Below are 17392 nucleotides of genomic sequence, written 5' to 3' on the forward strand. Positions count from 1 at the left end.
AAATCTAGATAACGTCGTTAGATTTTTTGATTGTAGAATAACTACTTATCAAAAAAATCCGCCTTATTCTCAAGCTTTTTTCCTGCGCTATTTTTGAACACTTGCTTACTGTGATTGGTATGATTCCATCTTTTCAAGGTCGTATTGGCGTATTTGTACCGCTTTTTCCAGTGATACCGGTTTTGAAAATAAGTACCCTTGGACAATGTCACATCCATATTGTTTCACATATTCTAGTTGTTCAATGGTTTCGACACCTTCAGCGACGGTTCTTGTTCCTGTAGACCGCCCAATTGCGACAATGCTTTTTAATAGTTCATGAGCGGTATTCGATTCTGAAAGTTGCCAAATAAAGCTACGATCTATTTTAATTTCATGAATAGGAAGTAATGACAAATACTTCAACGAAGAGTACCCAGTACCAAAATCATCTAAGGCCAAGTGAAACCCTTTACTACGAAGTTGATACGCAACTTTTGCTACCTCTTCCGGATTTTTTAGCATGATGCCTTCGGTGGCTTCTAGGCATATATGGGATGGGTTTATACCGTAGCGCTCTGTTATTTTAATGATATTTTCAGCAAAGTTTGTTTCACCAATTTGAACTGGTGATAAGTTCAGTGCCAGTAAAATAGGAGCATCGTCTGGAAAATCGAGTTCTGAATACTGTTGGTAGGCTAATTCAATAAGATACCAACCTAATGCGCGTATGTGACCACTGACTTCAGCGACGGAGATAAATTCATCAGGGTAAACGTTACCCAATGTTGGGCTTTTCCATCGAGCTAGCGCTTCGATTCCCCATAACCTTCCAGACTGTAAGCAATACTGAGGCTGATAATCTAAATAAATTTCTCTTCTTTCTATAGCGGTAAGTAAATTGTCTTCAATCAGAAACTTACGTTGATTTTTCGCAGAGGTTTTTGATGAGAAAATAGCACAGTTTGCTTTGCCTTCTGATTTCACAGAATGGAGCATAATATCAGAGCTTGCGAGTAACTCATCGACAGTGCGCCCGTGATCGGGATACAAGGCGGCACCTAAGCTAAAACTGATATCAAATTCATGCTCAAAGCATTGATACTTGGTCGCAAGTTCATCATGAAATAGTTTCATGACGCTTTCTGCCTGTTTTAGGCTGTTTAGATCAGGGAAAGTAACAATAAATTCATCACCTCCGAACCGGAACACTTCTGAAAAATTAGGGCATACTTTTTTAAGCGTTTGAGATATCTGTATTAAGAGTTCGTCCCCAACACTGTGTCCGTAGTAGTCGTTGATGTTTTTAAAGTTATCTACATCAATAAAACAGACAAGAAATTTATCGTCATCTGATTGAGTTTTGGCCAGCTCTTTCTCCATATAGACTTCAAAAAAGTGTCGATTAAAAAGCCCAGTCAGTTGGTCATGATTAGCAAAGTGATTCAGCGTGCTGTTTGCAGTACAGAGCTTTTCAAAGTCAGATTGAATTTCAGCTTGATAAGATTCAAAGCGACGAGAAACTAGAGTGCTTACATAATATGAGAGTAGTCCGACTAATAGAACGACTATGCTATACATGAGTGCTAAGCGATTGAGCTCATCATTTCTTTTTTCAATCAACTCGGCATTTTTTTTAGTTACAAGTCTTTCTAATGCAGTGACACTAAAGCTCGCGCCTATCGTCCAGCCCCAAGTACTATTTTTGATGACATAACTAAGGTTTTCTAACGAGTGATTGTCGGCAGCTAAGTGTCTAACATAGACATCCGATTGTTCCAACAGCGCGACTGCTTGAGTGCGGAAGTGTATGTTTTGAATGTTATGGATATTAGTGTCAATAAAGCTAGGGGGTGGTATGAGCTAGCACATCGCCTTTAGTGTCGATAACGTAGAAGTTACTCTGTTGACCAATTTGAAGCTGACTTAACCATTCGAGCACGTCACTTTGAATGTCTGCCTGGACATCTGTAATAAAGTCACTTGTACCTATGTACCAATTATATGGCGAGAAATTGACAATATAGCCGATTTTTTCATACTGTTTTGCGAATGTATTCGGCTTTATAAACCACCATTTATGAAAGCCTTCCTTTTCTTTAATTGCTTTCTTGGTTAATTCCTGAGCAATAAAGTGTCCTTTAGCATCTTTATAGTCCCATCGGGAAGCTCCTTGGGAGCTAGGAAATATAGGGTGGAAAATAACAGTCCCATCATGGTGGTAAATAAAAGGGTAACCACGACCGTCATTGAATCTGTAGTTTTTCAAACTCGAACGAACCAAGGTTGTAAACTCTTGTTCACTTAATTGTGGGTTGTCTTTGTACAGTTGATTTAGTATCGAGTGAGTGCGGAGAGTATGAGTTTTTATACTGTCGCGTAGTGTGGTTATTGTTGTTTCTTCTAAGTAGTTGAGCTGCTTGTTGACATAGCTGACTTGAGATTTTAAATAGGCTTTTTTTTCTTCAACAATGTCGGACTCTATGTGAGTGATTTCTTGATTGGTTCGTCGATAACTATCATTGACCGATAACGAAAAGACGATAATAGAGAATAGAACCACAGTTATAGTCGGTATGTAACGAATTAGGTAGACGAGCTTGTTCTCTTTCATTTTTCTATTAAAGGTCAGTAAATTCACGCTAATGATAACTCAAACAATTATTCATTGAGTTGTTATTTTTCACAAAAAAAGAACCATGTCATAAAAAACCCGCAACTTATAAGGTTTAATTTTTATGGGAACTTTGGCAGGGATGGGAGACATCTATGTCTTGAGAAGACAAAGTGGATCACTCTGGCTTCATTGCCAGTAACGTTTATGTATTTGTAGTGTAAAGTTATCAGGGCAGCGAAAGCTGATTTTCTTTTTATCATTTTCACTTGCCTTTCTTGCTTTATATTGCACAATACCGCCCCTATATCTTCCAATCATTTAGTATTTAGCAAACGATTTCGACCCATGTTACTTATCATCGATAACTACGACTCTTTTACCTATAACTTGTATCAGTATTTCTGTGAGTTAGGGGTCACTGTGAAAGTTGTTCGCAACGATGAGATTGATATTGCGGGCATTGAAGCGCTGAATCCTAGCCATCTTGTTATCTCGCCAGGCCCTTGTACGCCTGATGATGCGGGAATCTCTCTGCAAGTCATTGAACACTTCGTGGGTAAGTTGCCTATCTTAGGTGTGTGCCTTGGTCATCAAGCCATTGCTCAAGTCTTTGGTGGTGAAGTAGTGCGAGCCAGACAAGTGATGCACGGTAAAACCTCTCCAATACGTCACAATGGCAAGAGCGTTTTTCAGGGGTTGAATAACCCTCTAACCGTGACACGTTACCATTCTCTAGTGGTGAAAAATGGCACGCTGCCTGACTGCTTTGAACTGACGTCTTGGACGGAATTTGAAGATGGCAGCATGGATGAGATCATGGGGTATCAACACAAAACCTTACCGATTGATGCCGTACAATTTCACCCTGAGTCGATTAAAACAGAGCAAGGACACCAGCTTCTCGCTAACTTCCTAGCACGCTGAGTGTTTAAATTTGACTCTTTCTGCGTCTAAATAAGCCAGTTAAACCTGTTACCCCATTCGTTAAGCGTTTAAATTCGGGCGCTACGCGTCTCTTACTCCTCTGACGCCGATCACTTTTTATAACATTTCTCTCTCTTCAGGCTAAGTTTTTAGCCTATGCAAAATTATTCGCCTTATTTCGTCTCGAACCCTATATACCGCAATGCCAGTAAGGCTTTGCTATTACTGGTTATGCGTTTAGGTAAAAAAAGCTTCATAAAACAGATTAATTGATGCATAAATAGTCATAGGTAGTGACGTTTAGCTGGTTGTTAGGGATGGCTAAAGAATAATCTACTATTGAAAACGTTAATTAAATGTAAATATAATGCTGCAGCGGGATTGTGGCGAGAGAAAATATCTTTGTCTCACTTATGAACCAGTACGCTTATTTGCGAAGCTTGCGGTATCGAGAAGGAATGTACGATGACAGTGGAAAAAAAAGTAGAACGTAGTCTGTTTAATGAGGTGATGGTGCCTTGTTATAACCCAATGGAAATGATCCCAGTAAAAGGGGAAGGCGCACGCGTTTGGGACCAACAAGGCCGAGAGTATATCGACTTTGCTGGTGGTATCGCTGTGAGCTGTTTGGGTCACTGTCACCCAGCAATGGTTAACGCAGTTACTGAGCAAGCAAACAAGATTTGGCATTTAAGTAACGTAATGACCAACGAACCTGCACTACGTCTAGCGAAGAAGTTAACAGACGTATGTTTTGCAGAAAAAGTATTCTTTGCCAACTCTGGTGCTGAAGCGAACGAAGCCGCATTGAAGCTAGCTCGTCGTTGGGCAGCGGATGTTCACGGTCCTGAGAAATCTGAAATCATTGCATTCAAACAAGGTTTCCACGGTCGTACTTTCTTTACTGTAACTGTGGGTGGTCAAGAGGCTTACTCTGATGGCTTCGGTCCTAAACCGGGCGATGTAACTCACCTGCCTTACAACGATATTGCCGCGCTAGAAGCGCACATCTCAGATCGCACATGTGCAATCATGATGGAACCTCTGCAAGGCGAGGGCGGTATCATCTCTCCAACATCTGAGTTCGTGAACACGGTTCGTGAACTGTGTGACAAACACAATGCGCTGCTTATCTTTGATGAAGTGCAAACAGGTAATGGCCGTACCGGTAACTTTTACGCTTACCAAGGTCTAGGTGTAACACCTGACATCCTAAGCACAGCGAAATCACTAGGTGGCGGTTTCCCTATCGGTGCAATGCTAACAACGTCTGAACTTGCAACACACCTAAAAGTCGGTACGCACGGTTCTACTTACGGTGGTAACCCACTGGCGTGTGCCGTTGCTGAAGCCGTTGTTGACGTAGTAAGCCAACCTGAAACGTTGGCTGGCGTGAAAGAACGCGAAGCACTATTCCGTGATGGTTTAGCTAAGATTAACGACAAATACCAAATATTCAGTGAAGTTCGCGGTAAAGGCCTATTGCTAGGCGCTGCGCTTAATGAAGCATGGCAAGGTCGTGCTCGTGATGTACTAGTAGCAGCAGGTGAACAAGGCTTGATGGTACTGGTTGCGGGTGCAAACGTGGTTCGTTTCACACCATCACTGGTTATCACTACACAAGAAATTGAAGAAGGTTTATCAAAACTAGACAAAGCCATCGCTACGCTAGTTTAGCCTGAGCGGCGTCATAGGAATGATCGCCATTAGAGCGATCCCATGACGTACTGCTAAAGGCCCAAGATTCTCGTTTTGGGCCTGTTTTGCATCTGGAGGGAATATTGATGCTAGTTGTTCGCCCAATAAAATTATCTGATTACGATGCGTTGCATACCTGCGCGGTTGAATCTGGTCACGGATTCACATCTCTTCCGGTTAACGAAGAACTGTTAACCAACCGTATTACTCACTCTGAATACAGCTTTGCTAAACAAGACGTGACTGAACCTGGTGATGAAGGCTACCTAATGGTTGGCTTTGATACCGAAACCGGAGAAGTCGCAGGTACCACAGGTATCGAAGCCTCAATTGGCTGGGATGTTCCGTTTTACTCTTACCACATCAGCAAAGTGGTGCACTCATCGCAAAAGCTTGGCGTGAATAACGTCGTGAAGCTACTGACTTTCGGTAATAACTACACCGGATGCAGTGAGATCTGCACACTGTTCTTGCGTCCAACTTTCCGTGGTGGATTGAATGGTCGTTTGATGTCGAAGTGTCGCTTCCTAATCATGTCTGAACACCCAGAGCGTTTCTCGAAAACGATTTTTGCTGAGATGCGTGGTGTATCGGATGCGGAAGGTAACTCACCTTTCTGGCAATGGCTGCAAGAGCACTTCTTCTCAATTGATTTCACGCTTGCAGATTACCTAACTGGTATCGGTAAGAAAGGCTTCATTGCTGACCTAATGCCAAAGCTGCCTATCTACGTGAACCTACTGAGCAAAGAAGCTCAGGCGGTGATTGGAGAGGTACATGATAATACACGCCCAGCACTTAAGTTGTTGGAACGTGAAGGTTTCACTAACCGTGGTTATGTTGACATCTTTGATGCAGGCCCAACGGTTGAGTGTGATCTAAGAAATATTGAATCAGTGCGTCATGCGATTCGAGCTCAGGTGAAAATTGCAGAGCACTCCAGCTCTAAAGACTTCCTAATTGGTAATACCTCATTTGAGAACTTCCGCGCAGTAGCCGCGAAAGGCGCGTATGACCAAGCAAGCGACACAGTGATTTTATCATCTGAAGTAGCAAGCGCTCTTGAAGTAAAAGAAGGCGAATTCGTTCGCATGTTGGCTCAATAAGAGCGGCGATTATCTGTCGAAGATTTTAAGGATAGAAGTATGACTCAGTGGATAGCAGGACAGTGGGTGGCAGGTCAAGGCGACGCCATGACATCAGTAAGCCCATACAACAATGAAGTCGTGTGGCAAGGCGATAGTGCAACACCAGCGCAGGTTGAATCTGCAGTAGCAGCGGCTCGTGATGCGTTCTTAGTTTGGAAGAAACTGAGCTTTGCAGAGCGTGAAGCCATCGTGTTGAACTTTGCTGAGAAAGTAAAAGAGAACAGCGAAGAGATAGCACAGATTATTGCAAAAGAGACGGGTAAACCGATTTGGGAAACTCGTACTGAAGCGGGCGCGATGGCGGGCAAGATCGCTATCTCTATTCGTGCATATCACGAACGTACTGGTGAAGCTTCACGTGAAGCGGCAGGTAACCAAATCGTACTGCGTCATCGTCCATTAGGCGTTATGGCGGTATTTGGCCCTTACAACTTCCCAGGTCATCTGCCTAATGGTCATATTGTTCCAGCACTGCTATCGGGTAATACCGTGGTATTTAAGCCGTCAGAGCAGACACCTTGGACTGGTGAGTTTGCGATGAAGCTATGGCAAGAAGCTGGCCTTCCTGCTGGCGTGATCAACCTAGTGCAAGGCGCTAAAGAGACAGGTATCGCACTAGCCGATGCTAAAGGTCTTGATGGCGTGCTATTCACGGGCAGTGCTAATACCGGTCATATCCTTCACCGTCAATTCGCAGGTCAACCGGGCAAGATGCTGGCGCTAGAGATGGGTGGCAACAACCCGATGGTGATCAGTGACCAATTTGGTGATGCTGACGCGACGGTTTATACCATTATCCAATCGGCTTTCATCAGTGCGGGTCAACGTTGTACATGTGCGCGTCGTTTGTATGTTCCTGTTGGCGAGAAGGGTGATCAACTGCTCGATAAGCTCGTTGCGGCTACCTTGAAGATTCGTGTTGATCAGCCATTCGCTGAACCTGCACCTTTCATGGGACCACAAATCTCCGAAGCTGCGGCTAAGTTCATTCTGGACGCGCAAGCTAATCTGCAATCACTCGGTGGTGTAAGCCTAGTTGAAGCAAAAGCGGGCGAAGCGGCGTTTGTTTCTCCGGGGATTATCGATGCAACCAACATTGCTGAGTTGCCAGATGAAGAGTACTTCGGTCCATTGCTGCAAGTGGTTCGTTACCAATCGCTCGAGCAAGCGGTTGAGCTAGCTAACGACACTCGTTTTGGTTTGTCTGCGGGTCTTGTATCAACAGATGATTCTGAATGGGAATACTTCGTTGATCATATCCGTGCGGGTATTGTTAACCGTAACCGTCAGCTAACAGGCGCAAGTGGTGATGCACCATTTGGTGGCCCGGGTGCTTCGGGCAACCTACGCCCAAGTGCTTACTATGCAGCGGACTATTGTGCTTACCCTATGGCTTCAATGGAAGGTGGCGAAACTCAACTTCCAGCAACGTTTAGCCCAGGTATTGAGCTTTAATTTAGGCTAATGAGTCTTAGGCTCATGCGTTAAGCTTGAAATAGGGAAGTGTTGTTATCGCTTCCTCTTTTCACCCACGTCCGACACCTAGATTGGGCGGTAGATAATAATAGAACAAGTATGTCACAGGCTGATGGCTGCTGACTCTATGTCCAGCCTCTCCCTTTCTAATCCAAATTACTAGCTTGCTAGAACCTCTGACAAGGAGTCACCATGACGCCCGATCTACTCTTTAAATCACTATGGAATGATTACATTCACAGGCTTTGCCCATCGGCTGAGAAAGTACACCATTTGCTGAAAGAAGACGAAGCCCTGATTAACGATCACATTGCACTGCGTACTTTCAATGTTGCACCGCTAGGTATTGAAACATTGGCTAAACCTTTCCTTGAGTTAGGTTACAAGGCGTGTGGCGATTACTTATTTGAGAGCAAGAAGCTAGTGGCTAAGCACTACGAGCACCCAGATCCAAACCAACCAAAAGTGTTCATTAGTGAGTTGAAGGTAGAAGAGTGTTCAAGTGACCTGCAACAGATCGTTGCTAAGTTGGTTGAGCAAGTTGACGCAAGTAAGCTTCAAGGTCATGAATTCTTGTTTGGTGGTCGTCTTTGGGATTTGAATTTCGCAGATTTCCAAGTACTAGCAAAAGAGAGTGAATACGCTTCTTGGCTCGCAGCTCATGGCTACGGTGCAAACCACTTTACGGTGAGTGTGAACCAGTTAAATAAGTTCCATGAAGTGCAGGCCGTGAATGACTATCTGAATGAGTCGGGATTCACTATCAATGCGTCAGGTGGTGAGGTGAAAGGCTCTCCAGAGGTCTTATTAGAGCAATCATCAACCATGGCAGACAAAGTCCCAGTTTCATTTGTTGAAGGCAATGAGATGATTCCTGGAGGCTTCTATGAGTTTGCTAAGCGTTATGCGGTGGCCAATGGTGAGCTTTATACCGGATTTGTTGCGGCATCAGCTGACAAGATCTTTGAAAGCACCAACGGTTAAAGAAAGATACGAGCACGGGCTTTGCCCTAGAGGTGCGGGTACGCTTCGCTTCGAGATACTTTAGAATAGTGAAGTCCGATTTCTAACTTTGCTTCCCGCATCTGTTCTCTAGATATTTAGAAAACAAAAAAGCCACCAAATTCGCATTTGGTGGCTTTCAAATTTTTGGCTCAGTTAATCGAGATTAACGAGTGCCGTATACCACGATAGTCTTACCGTGTGCAGAAATTAGGTTCTGCTCTTCTAGCATCTTCAAGATACGACCTACGGTCTCACGAGAACAACCAACAATCTGGCCAATCTCTTGACGAGTGATCTTGATTTGCATGCCGTCAGGGTGAGTCATTGCATCTGGCTGTTTTGCTAGGTTTAGTAGCGTTTGAGCGATACGACCTGTTACGTCAAGGAACGCTAAGTCACCAACCTTTTGGCTAGTTACTTGTAGACGGTTTGCCATTTGCGCTGAAAGACGCATTAGAATATCTGGGTTCACTTGGATAAGTTGACGGAATTTCTTGAAAGAAATCTCAGCCACTTCACAAGGAGATTTTGCACGAACCCATGCAGTACGCTCTTGGTCTTCTTCGAACAAGCCAAGCTCACCGATGAAGTCGCCTTGGTTTAGGTAAGAAAGAATCATTTCCTTACCTTCTTCGTCTTTGATAAGAACTGCCACAGAACCTTTAACGATGTAGTACAAGGTTTCTGCCTTTTCACCAGCATGAATCAAAGTACTTTTTGAAGGGTACTTATGAATATGACAGTGTGAAAGGAACCACTCTAATGTTGGATCGGTTTGGGGTTTACCTAGAACCATAATATCTTACTTCCTCTGCAGGGTATGCTTGCCGCTTTCCATATTTTAGCTAAGCCTGAATTGACCTAGCTAGGATAAGAGCACTCGTTGAGTGCTGCAAGCTATCTTGTGTTTCGTTTAAGAATAGTATCCTTTTTCAGGTACTATTTCTTGATTTTAATCGTGACCAAGCTACGATTTTTTACGCAAAATTGTGCACATGATCACGGTATGAAAAGTAATCAACCAGAATGTTGTTTTGTTAGCCTATTTTCCCGGTTTCTATAAGTTGTTGCAGGATCGGCCTTACAATGAGCTCCATAGCAAAACTCATCTTGCCTCCTGGCACCACAAGCGTGTTATGACGTGACATAAATGAGCCATCAATCATAGCCAACAGGTAAGGGAAATCGACGTTTTTGATGCCGCGCAAACGTATAACCACGAAGCTTTCGTCTAAACTTGGGATCCCTTTTGCATTCAGTGGATTTGATGTATCTACGGTAGGGACACGCTGAAAGTTGATATGAGTACGCGAAAACTGCGGGGTAATGTAGTTAAGGTAATCATCCATTGAGCGAACAATAGAATCCATCACCGCTTCGCGAGAGTGACCACGATCGCGTGTGTCACGAACGAATTTCTGGATCCACTCCAAGTTTACGATAGGTACCATGCCGATAAGCAGATCGACGTGTTGAGAAACATTGATGTCACCATCGACTACGCCACCGTGAAGACCTTCGTAGAACATCACATCCGAGTTTTCAGGGATCTCTTGCCATGGCGTAAAGGTGCCGGGCATTTGATTGTAAGGCACGGCTTCATCGAAGGTATGCAGATAGCTACGGACTTTTCCCGTGCCTTCATTGCCGTATTGACGGAAGAAATCTTCTAATGCACCAAAATCGTTAGCTTGTGGACCAAAGTAGCTGATGTGCTTACCTTGCTCGCGCGCCTTACGGATCTCGACATCCATCTCTGGTCGAGTGAAGCGATGGAAACTATCCCCTTCAACCCAAGCTGCCTTCACGTCCATCATATTGAACATTTTTCGGAAGGCTTCTGAGGTAGTGGTGGTGCCGGCTCCAGATGAACCTGTCACCGCAATAATTGGATGTTTAGCGGACATGACAACCCTTGTCTTTTGAGTAACTTACTTGTTAGCAATCGTTTACCACTATAACACGGCTCCTTTATGAGCGCAGCTTAGAAGCGTTTTGTGACTTGAATATCAACGGTTTCATGCAGTTCAGAAAACACGATACTCACTTCTCCTGAGGCTAATTGATGTTTCACTTGGTCAATTTTGTTTTGCAGTGAAACTTCTACGTCACCATAGTCTGTACCTTCACGCAGTACGAATTCTTTGATGAGGTTTTCCAGTGTCTCTGGCGCAATGTCTTGCCACGGGATGATCATAAATACTTCTCTCTTTTATGTTCATGGATAGGTTTATTGTTGTAGAAATGAGTGAGCTTAGTAATATTTTTACTGCTATTTACTAAGGCTCGTCATTATGCCGAATCTTGTAGACTTTCATAGTAGGCGGGTAATGCTTCTTCTAACCAAAATCTTGGCTTGAGTGTGCTGCCGGTAATGAACCCCACATGACCGCCTTTTTGAAACAGTCGATAATCGATGTTATCAGGCAGAACGAACTTTGGAATCACATCATCGGTCATGAAAGGATCGTCCTTGGCATGAATGATCTGAGTTGGTAGTTTGATCTTCTTGAGTTTAGGCAGTGCGGAGCATTGCGCATAATAATCTTGGGCATTTTTGAACCCATGCAGAGGCGCCGTGATTTGTTCATCAAACTCATACAGTTTGGTGATCTTCTTAATGGTTTCCGCAGTGACCCCCAGCTTTTCCTGTAGCAGGTTAACTTTTTTCAAGGCGTTTGATTTTAGAGAGTTGAGTAGATACTTCTTATAGAGCTTGGAGAAGCCCTGCTCAATGCGACTAGAACAACAAGCCAAGTCAAATGGAGCAGATACTATGGTCGCCGCCGACAGCAATGGGTCGTCTGCATACTCAGCCAAATAATTCGCCAGCATGTTACCCCCCAAAGAGATACCAACTGCAACTTTGGGGTTGTTGGGGAACTGCGCGTGCAGATGCCTTAGGAAAAAGCGCGCATCTTCGACTTCACCTGAATGGTATGCACGAGCCAAGCGATTTGGTTTTCCGCTGCAACCTCTAAAGTGCATCATCACTGATAGCCAACCATCTTTAGCAAATGCATTCATCAGCCCGTTGGCGTAAGGGCTCTCAAAGCTCCCTTCTAATCCGTGGAATAGAACGAATATTGGCTTGTTACTTTTATCATCATTGCTTGGTGTGTCACCGTCTGGCGATTCACTCCATGCAAGGTCTAGGAAATCGCCGTCGGGAGTTTCTAAGGTCTGCCATTGAGGAGCAAACAACGCCTGCTTTCTAATAAATCTTGGCACTAAGGTTTGTAAATGTGGATTCGATAGGCCAGCGGCAGCGGTAAATATTGTCATAAAAACAGTCCATGCTTCTTTTATGGGCTTTGATAAAGTGTTGAGCTTTTAGCGAAACGCCCACGTTTTTATTTGAGCTTGGTTGATTCTTAGCATAAGCGCAAGGGTTTCACTGATATGATCGACCAAAACAGGTGATGGGTAACTGGTTGAATAATATCAAGGTTGGGCGTATTAAAGACTCCCCCCCAAATGTTTTTTAGTCAGCATGCGATCATGGTAACGAGCGAGCGCAGTTAAGCTTGGAGCTTGATTGAATAAAAGGAAAAGGAAATGCGTTAGGGCTGTGGTGCTGGTTCAGAAAAAGCGTCGTAGAGGTTTTCCGCCCCTAATAAACGACAGTACTGTAAAGCGAGCGGTGATTGTTGGTTCGCTGTAAGTTGAAGAGACTTAATGCAGTCGACGAGATCGGACTGTTGTTGCTTTTCAAGCTGCAGCTCAAATTGTAAGGCTTCACGGTAGAGTGAATCAACAACGTGTGCTTTGAGGTGTTTACGCAGCTCTCGATAACTATGAAGCAAGGTTTCAGAGCGACTTAAGCATTGTTGCACCTTGTGCCACTCCTCCTCAGCGAAAGAGAGTTGCTGCTCATCAAGCCATTTGAGAAGCAGCAGTAGATTGACGTTGCCATGGAATTGGTTTTGCAAAGCTAAGCACGCATCCTTAACACCGCGCACACTGTAATACTGAAGGCTAAATTGCCATAGTCGTTCCAGTGTTAGTGATATTGGTGCGTGCTCTGGGCTCATAAGCTATCCATATCCAGTTCCATCTGCTCAAGCTCTTCTTGAGTGGACATCCAATCCATTTCAACTTCTTCTAGCTGTGACTTACTGCTCGCTTGTAGAGCGAGTACTTTATTCAGTTTAGCCTTATTTTCAGCTTCATACAGTGAAGTATCGGATAATTCTTGCTCGGCTTCTTCAAGAGCCAACGTTAATTTATCCATCTGCTTTTCAAATTGAGTCAGCTTTTTACGAATGGGTGCCGTCAGTTTTCTGAACTCTGCTTCTTTACGTTTCTGATCTTTTTTTGCTGCAGCACTGTTGGCGCCATCTTTTGCTGGTGCCAATGCTTGTGCTTCTTTGCGCTCAACTTTCTGTTGTTCGGTTAGCCACTTGTAGTAATCGCTAAGGTCACCATCAAACGGTGCAACTTGACGGTCGTGTACAAGGTATAAATCATCAGTAGTGGCACGAAGTAGGTAGCGGTCGTGCGATACGATAACCATCGCGCCTTCAAACGTCTGTAATGCAAACGTTAGTGCCTGACGCATATCGAGATCCAAGTGGTTGGTTGGTTCATCGAGTAGCAACAGGTTCGGCTTTTGCCATACCAGTAGCGCTAATACTAAACGCGCTTTTTCACCTCCCGAGAATGGCGCCACCTTGTCGAGTGCTTTTTCACCTTGGAAGCCAAAGCTACCTAGGTAGTCACGCAGTTGTTGCTCGGTGTGTTTTGGCGCAATCTGCATCATGTGTTGAAGTGGTGTCTCTTCAGGGTGCAGAGTCTCTAATTGGTGCTGTGCAAAGTAACCCATTTTAACGCCTTGCGAATAGCTCAGCTCACCACCTTGCTGTTTCAGTTCGCCAGAAAGCAGTTTAATCAGCGTTGATTTACCAGCACCATTTCGACCAAGTAGACCAATACGGCTGCCCGGCACTAGGTTCAAGCGAATCTTCTCTAGAATCAGATTGTCATCGTAACCCGCCGATACCTCGTCCATCATCATGATTGGGTTTGGTAGTGCGTCTGGTTCTCTAAATTCAAAGCTGAAAGGGTTATCAAACTGAGCGGGCAGTACTTGTTCCATTTTCTCTAGCGCTTTAATACGGCTTTGCGCTTGGCGAGCTTTTGAAGCTTTATAACGGAAACGGTCAATGTAGCTCTGCATGTGCGACATTTGTTTCTGCTGCTTTTGGTACATCGCTTGTTGCAGAATTAGCTTTTGCGCTCGTTGGGTTTCGAACGACGAGTAGTTACCGGTGTATTCATTGAGCAGTTGATTTTCAACATGCACGATGCGGTTGACGATAGGATCCAAGAAGTCCCTATCGTGTGAGATAAGAACGAGTGTGCCTGGGTAGTTTTGTAACCAGCGCTCTAGCCACATTACAGCGTCTAAATCCAAGTGGTTGGTTGGCTCATCGAGTAACAGTAGGTCACTGCGACACAGTAGGGCTTGCGCTAGGTTCAAACGCATACGCCAACCCCCTGAAAATTGAGTCAGGTTCCATGTCATTTGTTCTTGGCGAAAGCCCAGGCCGTCTAACAGCTCAGCCGCGCGTGCTTTGATGCTATAACCACCAATGGTTTCAATCTTGCCATGGATCTCTGCGACTAATGTGCCGTTGTCGGCTTGTTCGGCTTTCTCAAGTTGATCTTCAAGGCCACGGTATTCACGGTCGCCATCAATCACGTATTCAATTGCTGTTCTTTCTAATGCAGGTGTTTCTTGAGCAACCCAAGCCATTTCCCAATGGGCTGGTTTACTGAATGAGCCAGCATCAATAGACAGTTCGTCCTTAATTAGGGCGAACAGCGTAGATTTACCACAGCCATTCTTACCAACCAAACCGATCTTGTCGCCAGGGTGAAAAGTCGCAGATGCTTGGTCGAGGAGTGGCTTACCGCCGCGTAGCAATTGAATATCAGAGAAAGTAATCATAATTGAAATAGCATAGAAATTAGAGGTGAACAGACGCCTGCATAGTAGGCTGAAACCAGATAAAAGTCGATCACAATGCAATTTGCGTTATGATGCCAATAACATATTAGTAACTTTTGCTTAAATTCTTGTGGCCTTGCCACCGTTTAGCCTTCAAAGGAATGTTTCAAAGGAATGAGTAATACTCCCTCGACAGACAACCCCGTGCCAAAGGTGCTGGTCATCTATGCGCACCCAGAGCCGCAAACCTCTATCGCTAACCAGATCATGGTTAAAAAGATAGAGTCGCTTGGGAATGTCAAAGTCCACGATCTCTACGCCATCTATCCTGACTTCTTTATTGATGTGCCTTCTGAGCATGCATTGCTGCTTGAATTTGATGTGATCGTGTTCCAACACCCTTTGTTTATGTATTCCTGCCCATCACTGCTTAAAGAGTGGTTTGACCGAGTATTAGGCAAGGGTTTTGCGTTTGGTGAGCAAAGTGCGCTTAAAGGTAAACACTGGCGCAGTGTGATTACTACCGGTGGTAAAGAAGAGGCGTTTGGTGCCGCAGGCTATAATAAATATCCATTACAAGAGATTTTGCAACCATTCGAGCTAACGGCTGCTTTGTGTCAGATGCACTGGATATCCCCTTTGGTTTTACACTGGGCACGAAATGTCACCGATATGACGCGTTACCAACACGCAGAAGCGTATCGAAATTGGTTGCGAGACCCGCTACAAGATATAGGAGCGAATGATGGCTCTGACTAACGATTTTCTACAAAGTAGCGTTATATTTTTAGCAGCTGCTGTAGTTGCGGTTCCTATCGCACAGCGCGCTGGATTAGGGTCGGTACTCGGTTACTTATTAGCGGGTGTGGCGATTGGCCCATGGGGGCTTGGTTTAATCAGTGATGTAGAGGCGATTCTACACTTCTCCGAATTCGGGGTGGTACTGCTGCTCTTCTTGATTGGTCTCGAACTTAATCCGAAAAAACTGTGGCAGATGCGAGCCCCCATTCTAGGACTCGGTGGCGCGCAAGTGCTGATCACCACTCTGATTATTACCGCCATCGCGTGTATGTTTGGTTTAACTTGGCAAACTAGCTTAGTCATCGGCATGGGTTTAGCTTTGTCTTCGACCGCTATTGCGTTGCGTGTTATTGAAGAGCGAGAGCTTGGTGGCAAAGAAGCAGGGCAGTCAGGCTTTGCGGTATTACTTTTCCAAGATATTGCCGTAATCCCTATGTTGGCGATGCTGCCTTTGCTTGCTGGCAATACGGGCGGCAGTTGGGCTGACATGTTGTGGATGCTAGGCGGTGTGATTGGCTTGCTTGTCGGTGGTCACTTCTTGTTGAGACCACTGTTCCGATATGTAGTCATGAGCGGTGTGCGTGAGTTGTTCACGGTAGCAGCGCTGTTATTGGTGATTGGTATTGCCGTCATCATGCAGCAGATTGGTTTGTCGATGGCATTAGGTACTTTCTTGGCGGGCGTACTTCTGGCTGAAAGTGAATATCGACACGAGTTAGAAATTGCGATTGACCCATTCAAAGGGTTACTGCTTGGTCTGTTCTTTATCTCTGTGGGTATGGCAGTAAACCTAGGTTTATTGGCAGAAAGCCCATTCGCAATACTTATCGCAGTGTCGTCTCTGGTCATATTGAAAGGTTTGGTGCTGTATGCGCTGGCTCGTATCTTCGGCACTCAAGCTAAAGCGCGCAGCCGAATGGCGATGATTCTCAGCCAAGGTGGTGAGTTTGCCTTCGTAATTTTTACCGCTGCGAGTGCACAAGGCATCTTAAGTGGCGAACAGGTGTCGTTCTTACTGGTGGTAGTGAGCCTGTCTATGGTGACCACGCCGCTGATGCTTAAGCTGCAAGACCGATTCTTTGCTCGTCAGCTGAACCAAATCAGCGAAAGTGCGATGTCTTCGGATGTGGTTGATCGTAGCCCTCGAGTGATCATTGCAGGCTTTGGTCGTTTCGGTCAGATCATTGGTCGTCTGATGTATGCCAACAAGATTCGTATCACCGTCCTTGAAAGTGATGCCAGCCAAATACATATCCTTAGGAAGTTCGGCTACAAGGTGTTTTACGGTGACTCGACTCATCTTGAATTATTACGCGCAGCCGGAGCTGATAAAGCGGAAGCGATCGTGTTGTGTACCGACTCTCCAGACGAAATCATGAAAACTGTCGACTTGTGTAAGCAGCATTTCCCACAGTTAAAGATTTTAGCGCGTGCTCGAAGCCGTGTTGAAGCGTATCAATTACTTAACCACGGTGTGAGCAACTACTCGCGTGAAACCTTCCTTGGTGCTCTGGATTTAGGTCGTCAAACATTGACTGAACTTGGCATGCATCCATATAAAGCGAAGCGAGCAGAAGCACACTTTAGGAAACTGGATAATGGTATGCTGAAAGAGTTGCTGCCTCAGCATAACGAAGATGCCGAGTTAGCCCAAAGAGCGAAAGAGGCTCGCAAAGAGCTTGAAGAGATTTTTGGACACGAGATGGAAAACGATCACCAATCTCGAAACTATTGGCAGTAGCTTGAAGTGATAACTAATGCTTGAGCTTAGAAATGAAGCTTGGGCATAGA

Annotated in this window: 15 protein-coding genes; 7 read left to right on the forward strand and 8 right to left on the reverse strand. The window is 44.8% G+C overall.

The features are described 5' to 3' along the window. Positions 1-105 precede the first annotated feature (105 nt). Both ACED59_RS10500 and ACED59_RS10505 read right to left on the reverse strand, forming a co-directional pair. Positions 106-1761 (reverse strand): bifunctional diguanylate cyclase/phosphodiesterase, encoded by a 1656-nt coding sequence (locus ACED59_RS10500; RefSeq protein WP_241816805.1) that lies wholly within the window; start codon positions 1759-1761, stop codon positions 106-108. Positions 1762-1825: 64 nt separating this feature from the next. Beyond that, positions 1826-2593 carry a cache domain-containing protein gene (locus ACED59_RS10505; protein WP_241816807.1) on the reverse strand — a complete coding sequence of 256 codons (768 nt, stop codon included), beginning with the start codon at positions 2591-2593 and terminating at the stop codon, positions 1826-1828. Positions 2594-2941: 348 nt separating this feature from the next. Between ACED59_RS10505 and ACED59_RS10510 the strand changes: the two genes are divergently transcribed. The 5 genes from ACED59_RS10510 to ACED59_RS10530 all read left to right on the forward strand — a co-directional run bounded on the left by ACED59_RS10510 (position 2942) and on the right by ACED59_RS10530 (position 8826). Further along, positions 2942-3520: an aminodeoxychorismate/anthranilate synthase component II gene (locus ACED59_RS10510; protein WP_009848915.1), complete on the forward strand. Its 579-nt coding sequence runs from the start codon at positions 2942-2944 to the stop codon at positions 3518-3520. Between the two features lie 465 nt (positions 3521-3985). After that, the gene (locus ACED59_RS10515; protein ID WP_012604934.1) at positions 3986-5197 is read left to right on the forward strand and encodes an aspartate aminotransferase family protein; all 1212 of its coding nucleotides are present in this window, start codon (positions 3986-3988) and stop codon (positions 5195-5197) included. 107 nt (positions 5198-5304) lie between these two features. Then, positions 5305-6324 (forward strand): arginine N-succinyltransferase, encoded by a 1020-nt coding sequence (astA, locus tag ACED59_RS10520; protein WP_029223756.1) that lies wholly within the window; start codon positions 5305-5307, stop codon positions 6322-6324. Positions 6325-6363: 39 nt separating this feature from the next. Beyond that, the gene (astD, locus tag ACED59_RS10525; RefSeq protein ID WP_012604932.1) at positions 6364-7821 is read left to right on the forward strand and encodes a succinylglutamate-semialdehyde dehydrogenase; all 1458 of its coding nucleotides are present in this window, start codon (positions 6364-6366) and stop codon (positions 7819-7821) included. A 213-nt stretch (positions 7822-8034) separates the two neighbouring features. Then, positions 8035-8826, forward strand: a complete 792-nt coding sequence (locus ACED59_RS10530; RefSeq protein ID WP_017096559.1) for a DUF1338 domain-containing protein — start codon at positions 8035-8037, stop codon at positions 8824-8826. Positions 8827-9010: 184 nt separating this feature from the next. Here ACED59_RS10530 and crp read toward each other — a convergent pair whose 3' ends face one another. The 6 genes from crp to ACED59_RS10560 form a co-directional block, all read right to left on the reverse strand. Further along, positions 9011-9643 carry a cAMP-activated global transcriptional regulator CRP gene (crp, locus tag ACED59_RS10535; RefSeq protein ID WP_004729651.1) on the reverse strand — a complete coding sequence of 211 codons (633 nt, stop codon included), beginning with the start codon at positions 9641-9643 and terminating at the stop codon, positions 9011-9013. 241 nt (positions 9644-9884) lie between these two features. Beyond that, on the reverse strand, positions 9885-10754 hold the full coding sequence (locus tag ACED59_RS10540; protein WP_012604929.1) for a phosphoribulokinase: 870 nt from the start codon (positions 10752-10754) through the stop codon (positions 9885-9887). A gap of 77 nt (positions 10755-10831) precedes the next feature. Further along, the gene (locus ACED59_RS10545; RefSeq protein WP_010435208.1) at positions 10832-11044 is read right to left on the reverse strand and encodes a YheU family protein; all 213 of its coding nucleotides are present in this window, start codon (positions 11042-11044) and stop codon (positions 10832-10834) included. Positions 11045-11139: 95 nt separating this feature from the next. Beyond that, complete coding sequence (locus ACED59_RS10550; RefSeq protein ID WP_012604928.1) at positions 11140-12132, reverse strand: hydrolase; 993 nt, start codon at positions 12130-12132, stop codon at positions 11140-11142. A 278-nt stretch (positions 12133-12410) separates the two neighbouring features. Further along, positions 12411-12881, reverse strand: a complete 471-nt coding sequence (locus ACED59_RS10555) for a TIGR02444 family protein (protein WP_009848923.1) — start codon at positions 12879-12881, stop codon at positions 12411-12413. Beyond that, positions 12878-14800 carry an ABC transporter ATP-binding protein gene (locus ACED59_RS10560; RefSeq protein ID WP_017096560.1) on the reverse strand — a complete coding sequence of 641 codons (1923 nt, stop codon included), beginning with the start codon at positions 14798-14800 and terminating at the stop codon, positions 12878-12880. The genes ACED59_RS10555 and ACED59_RS10560 overlap by 4 nt, the downstream gene beginning before the upstream one ends. A 174-nt stretch (positions 14801-14974) precedes the next feature. Here ACED59_RS10560 and kefG point away from each other — a divergent pair, with 174 nt between their 5' ends. Both kefG and kefB read left to right on the forward strand, forming a co-directional pair. Then, positions 14975-15559 carry a glutathione-regulated potassium-efflux system ancillary protein KefG gene (gene kefG, locus ACED59_RS10565; protein ID WP_017096561.1) on the forward strand — a complete coding sequence of 195 codons (585 nt, stop codon included), beginning with the start codon at positions 14975-14977 and terminating at the stop codon, positions 15557-15559. Then, positions 15546-17342, forward strand: coding sequence for a glutathione-regulated potassium-efflux system protein KefB (gene kefB, locus ACED59_RS10570; RefSeq protein ID WP_029223757.1), 1797 nt, complete (start codon positions 15546-15548; stop codon positions 17340-17342). Before kefG ends, kefB begins: the two co-directional genes overlap by 14 nt. The last annotated feature ends 50 nt before the right edge of the window (positions 17343-17392 follow it).

This window comes from Vibrio sp. FF266, assembly GCF_041439695.1.
In the GTDB taxonomy this organism is placed as follows: Bacteria; Pseudomonadota; Gammaproteobacteria; order Enterobacterales; family Vibrionaceae; genus Vibrio; species Vibrio tasmaniensis_A.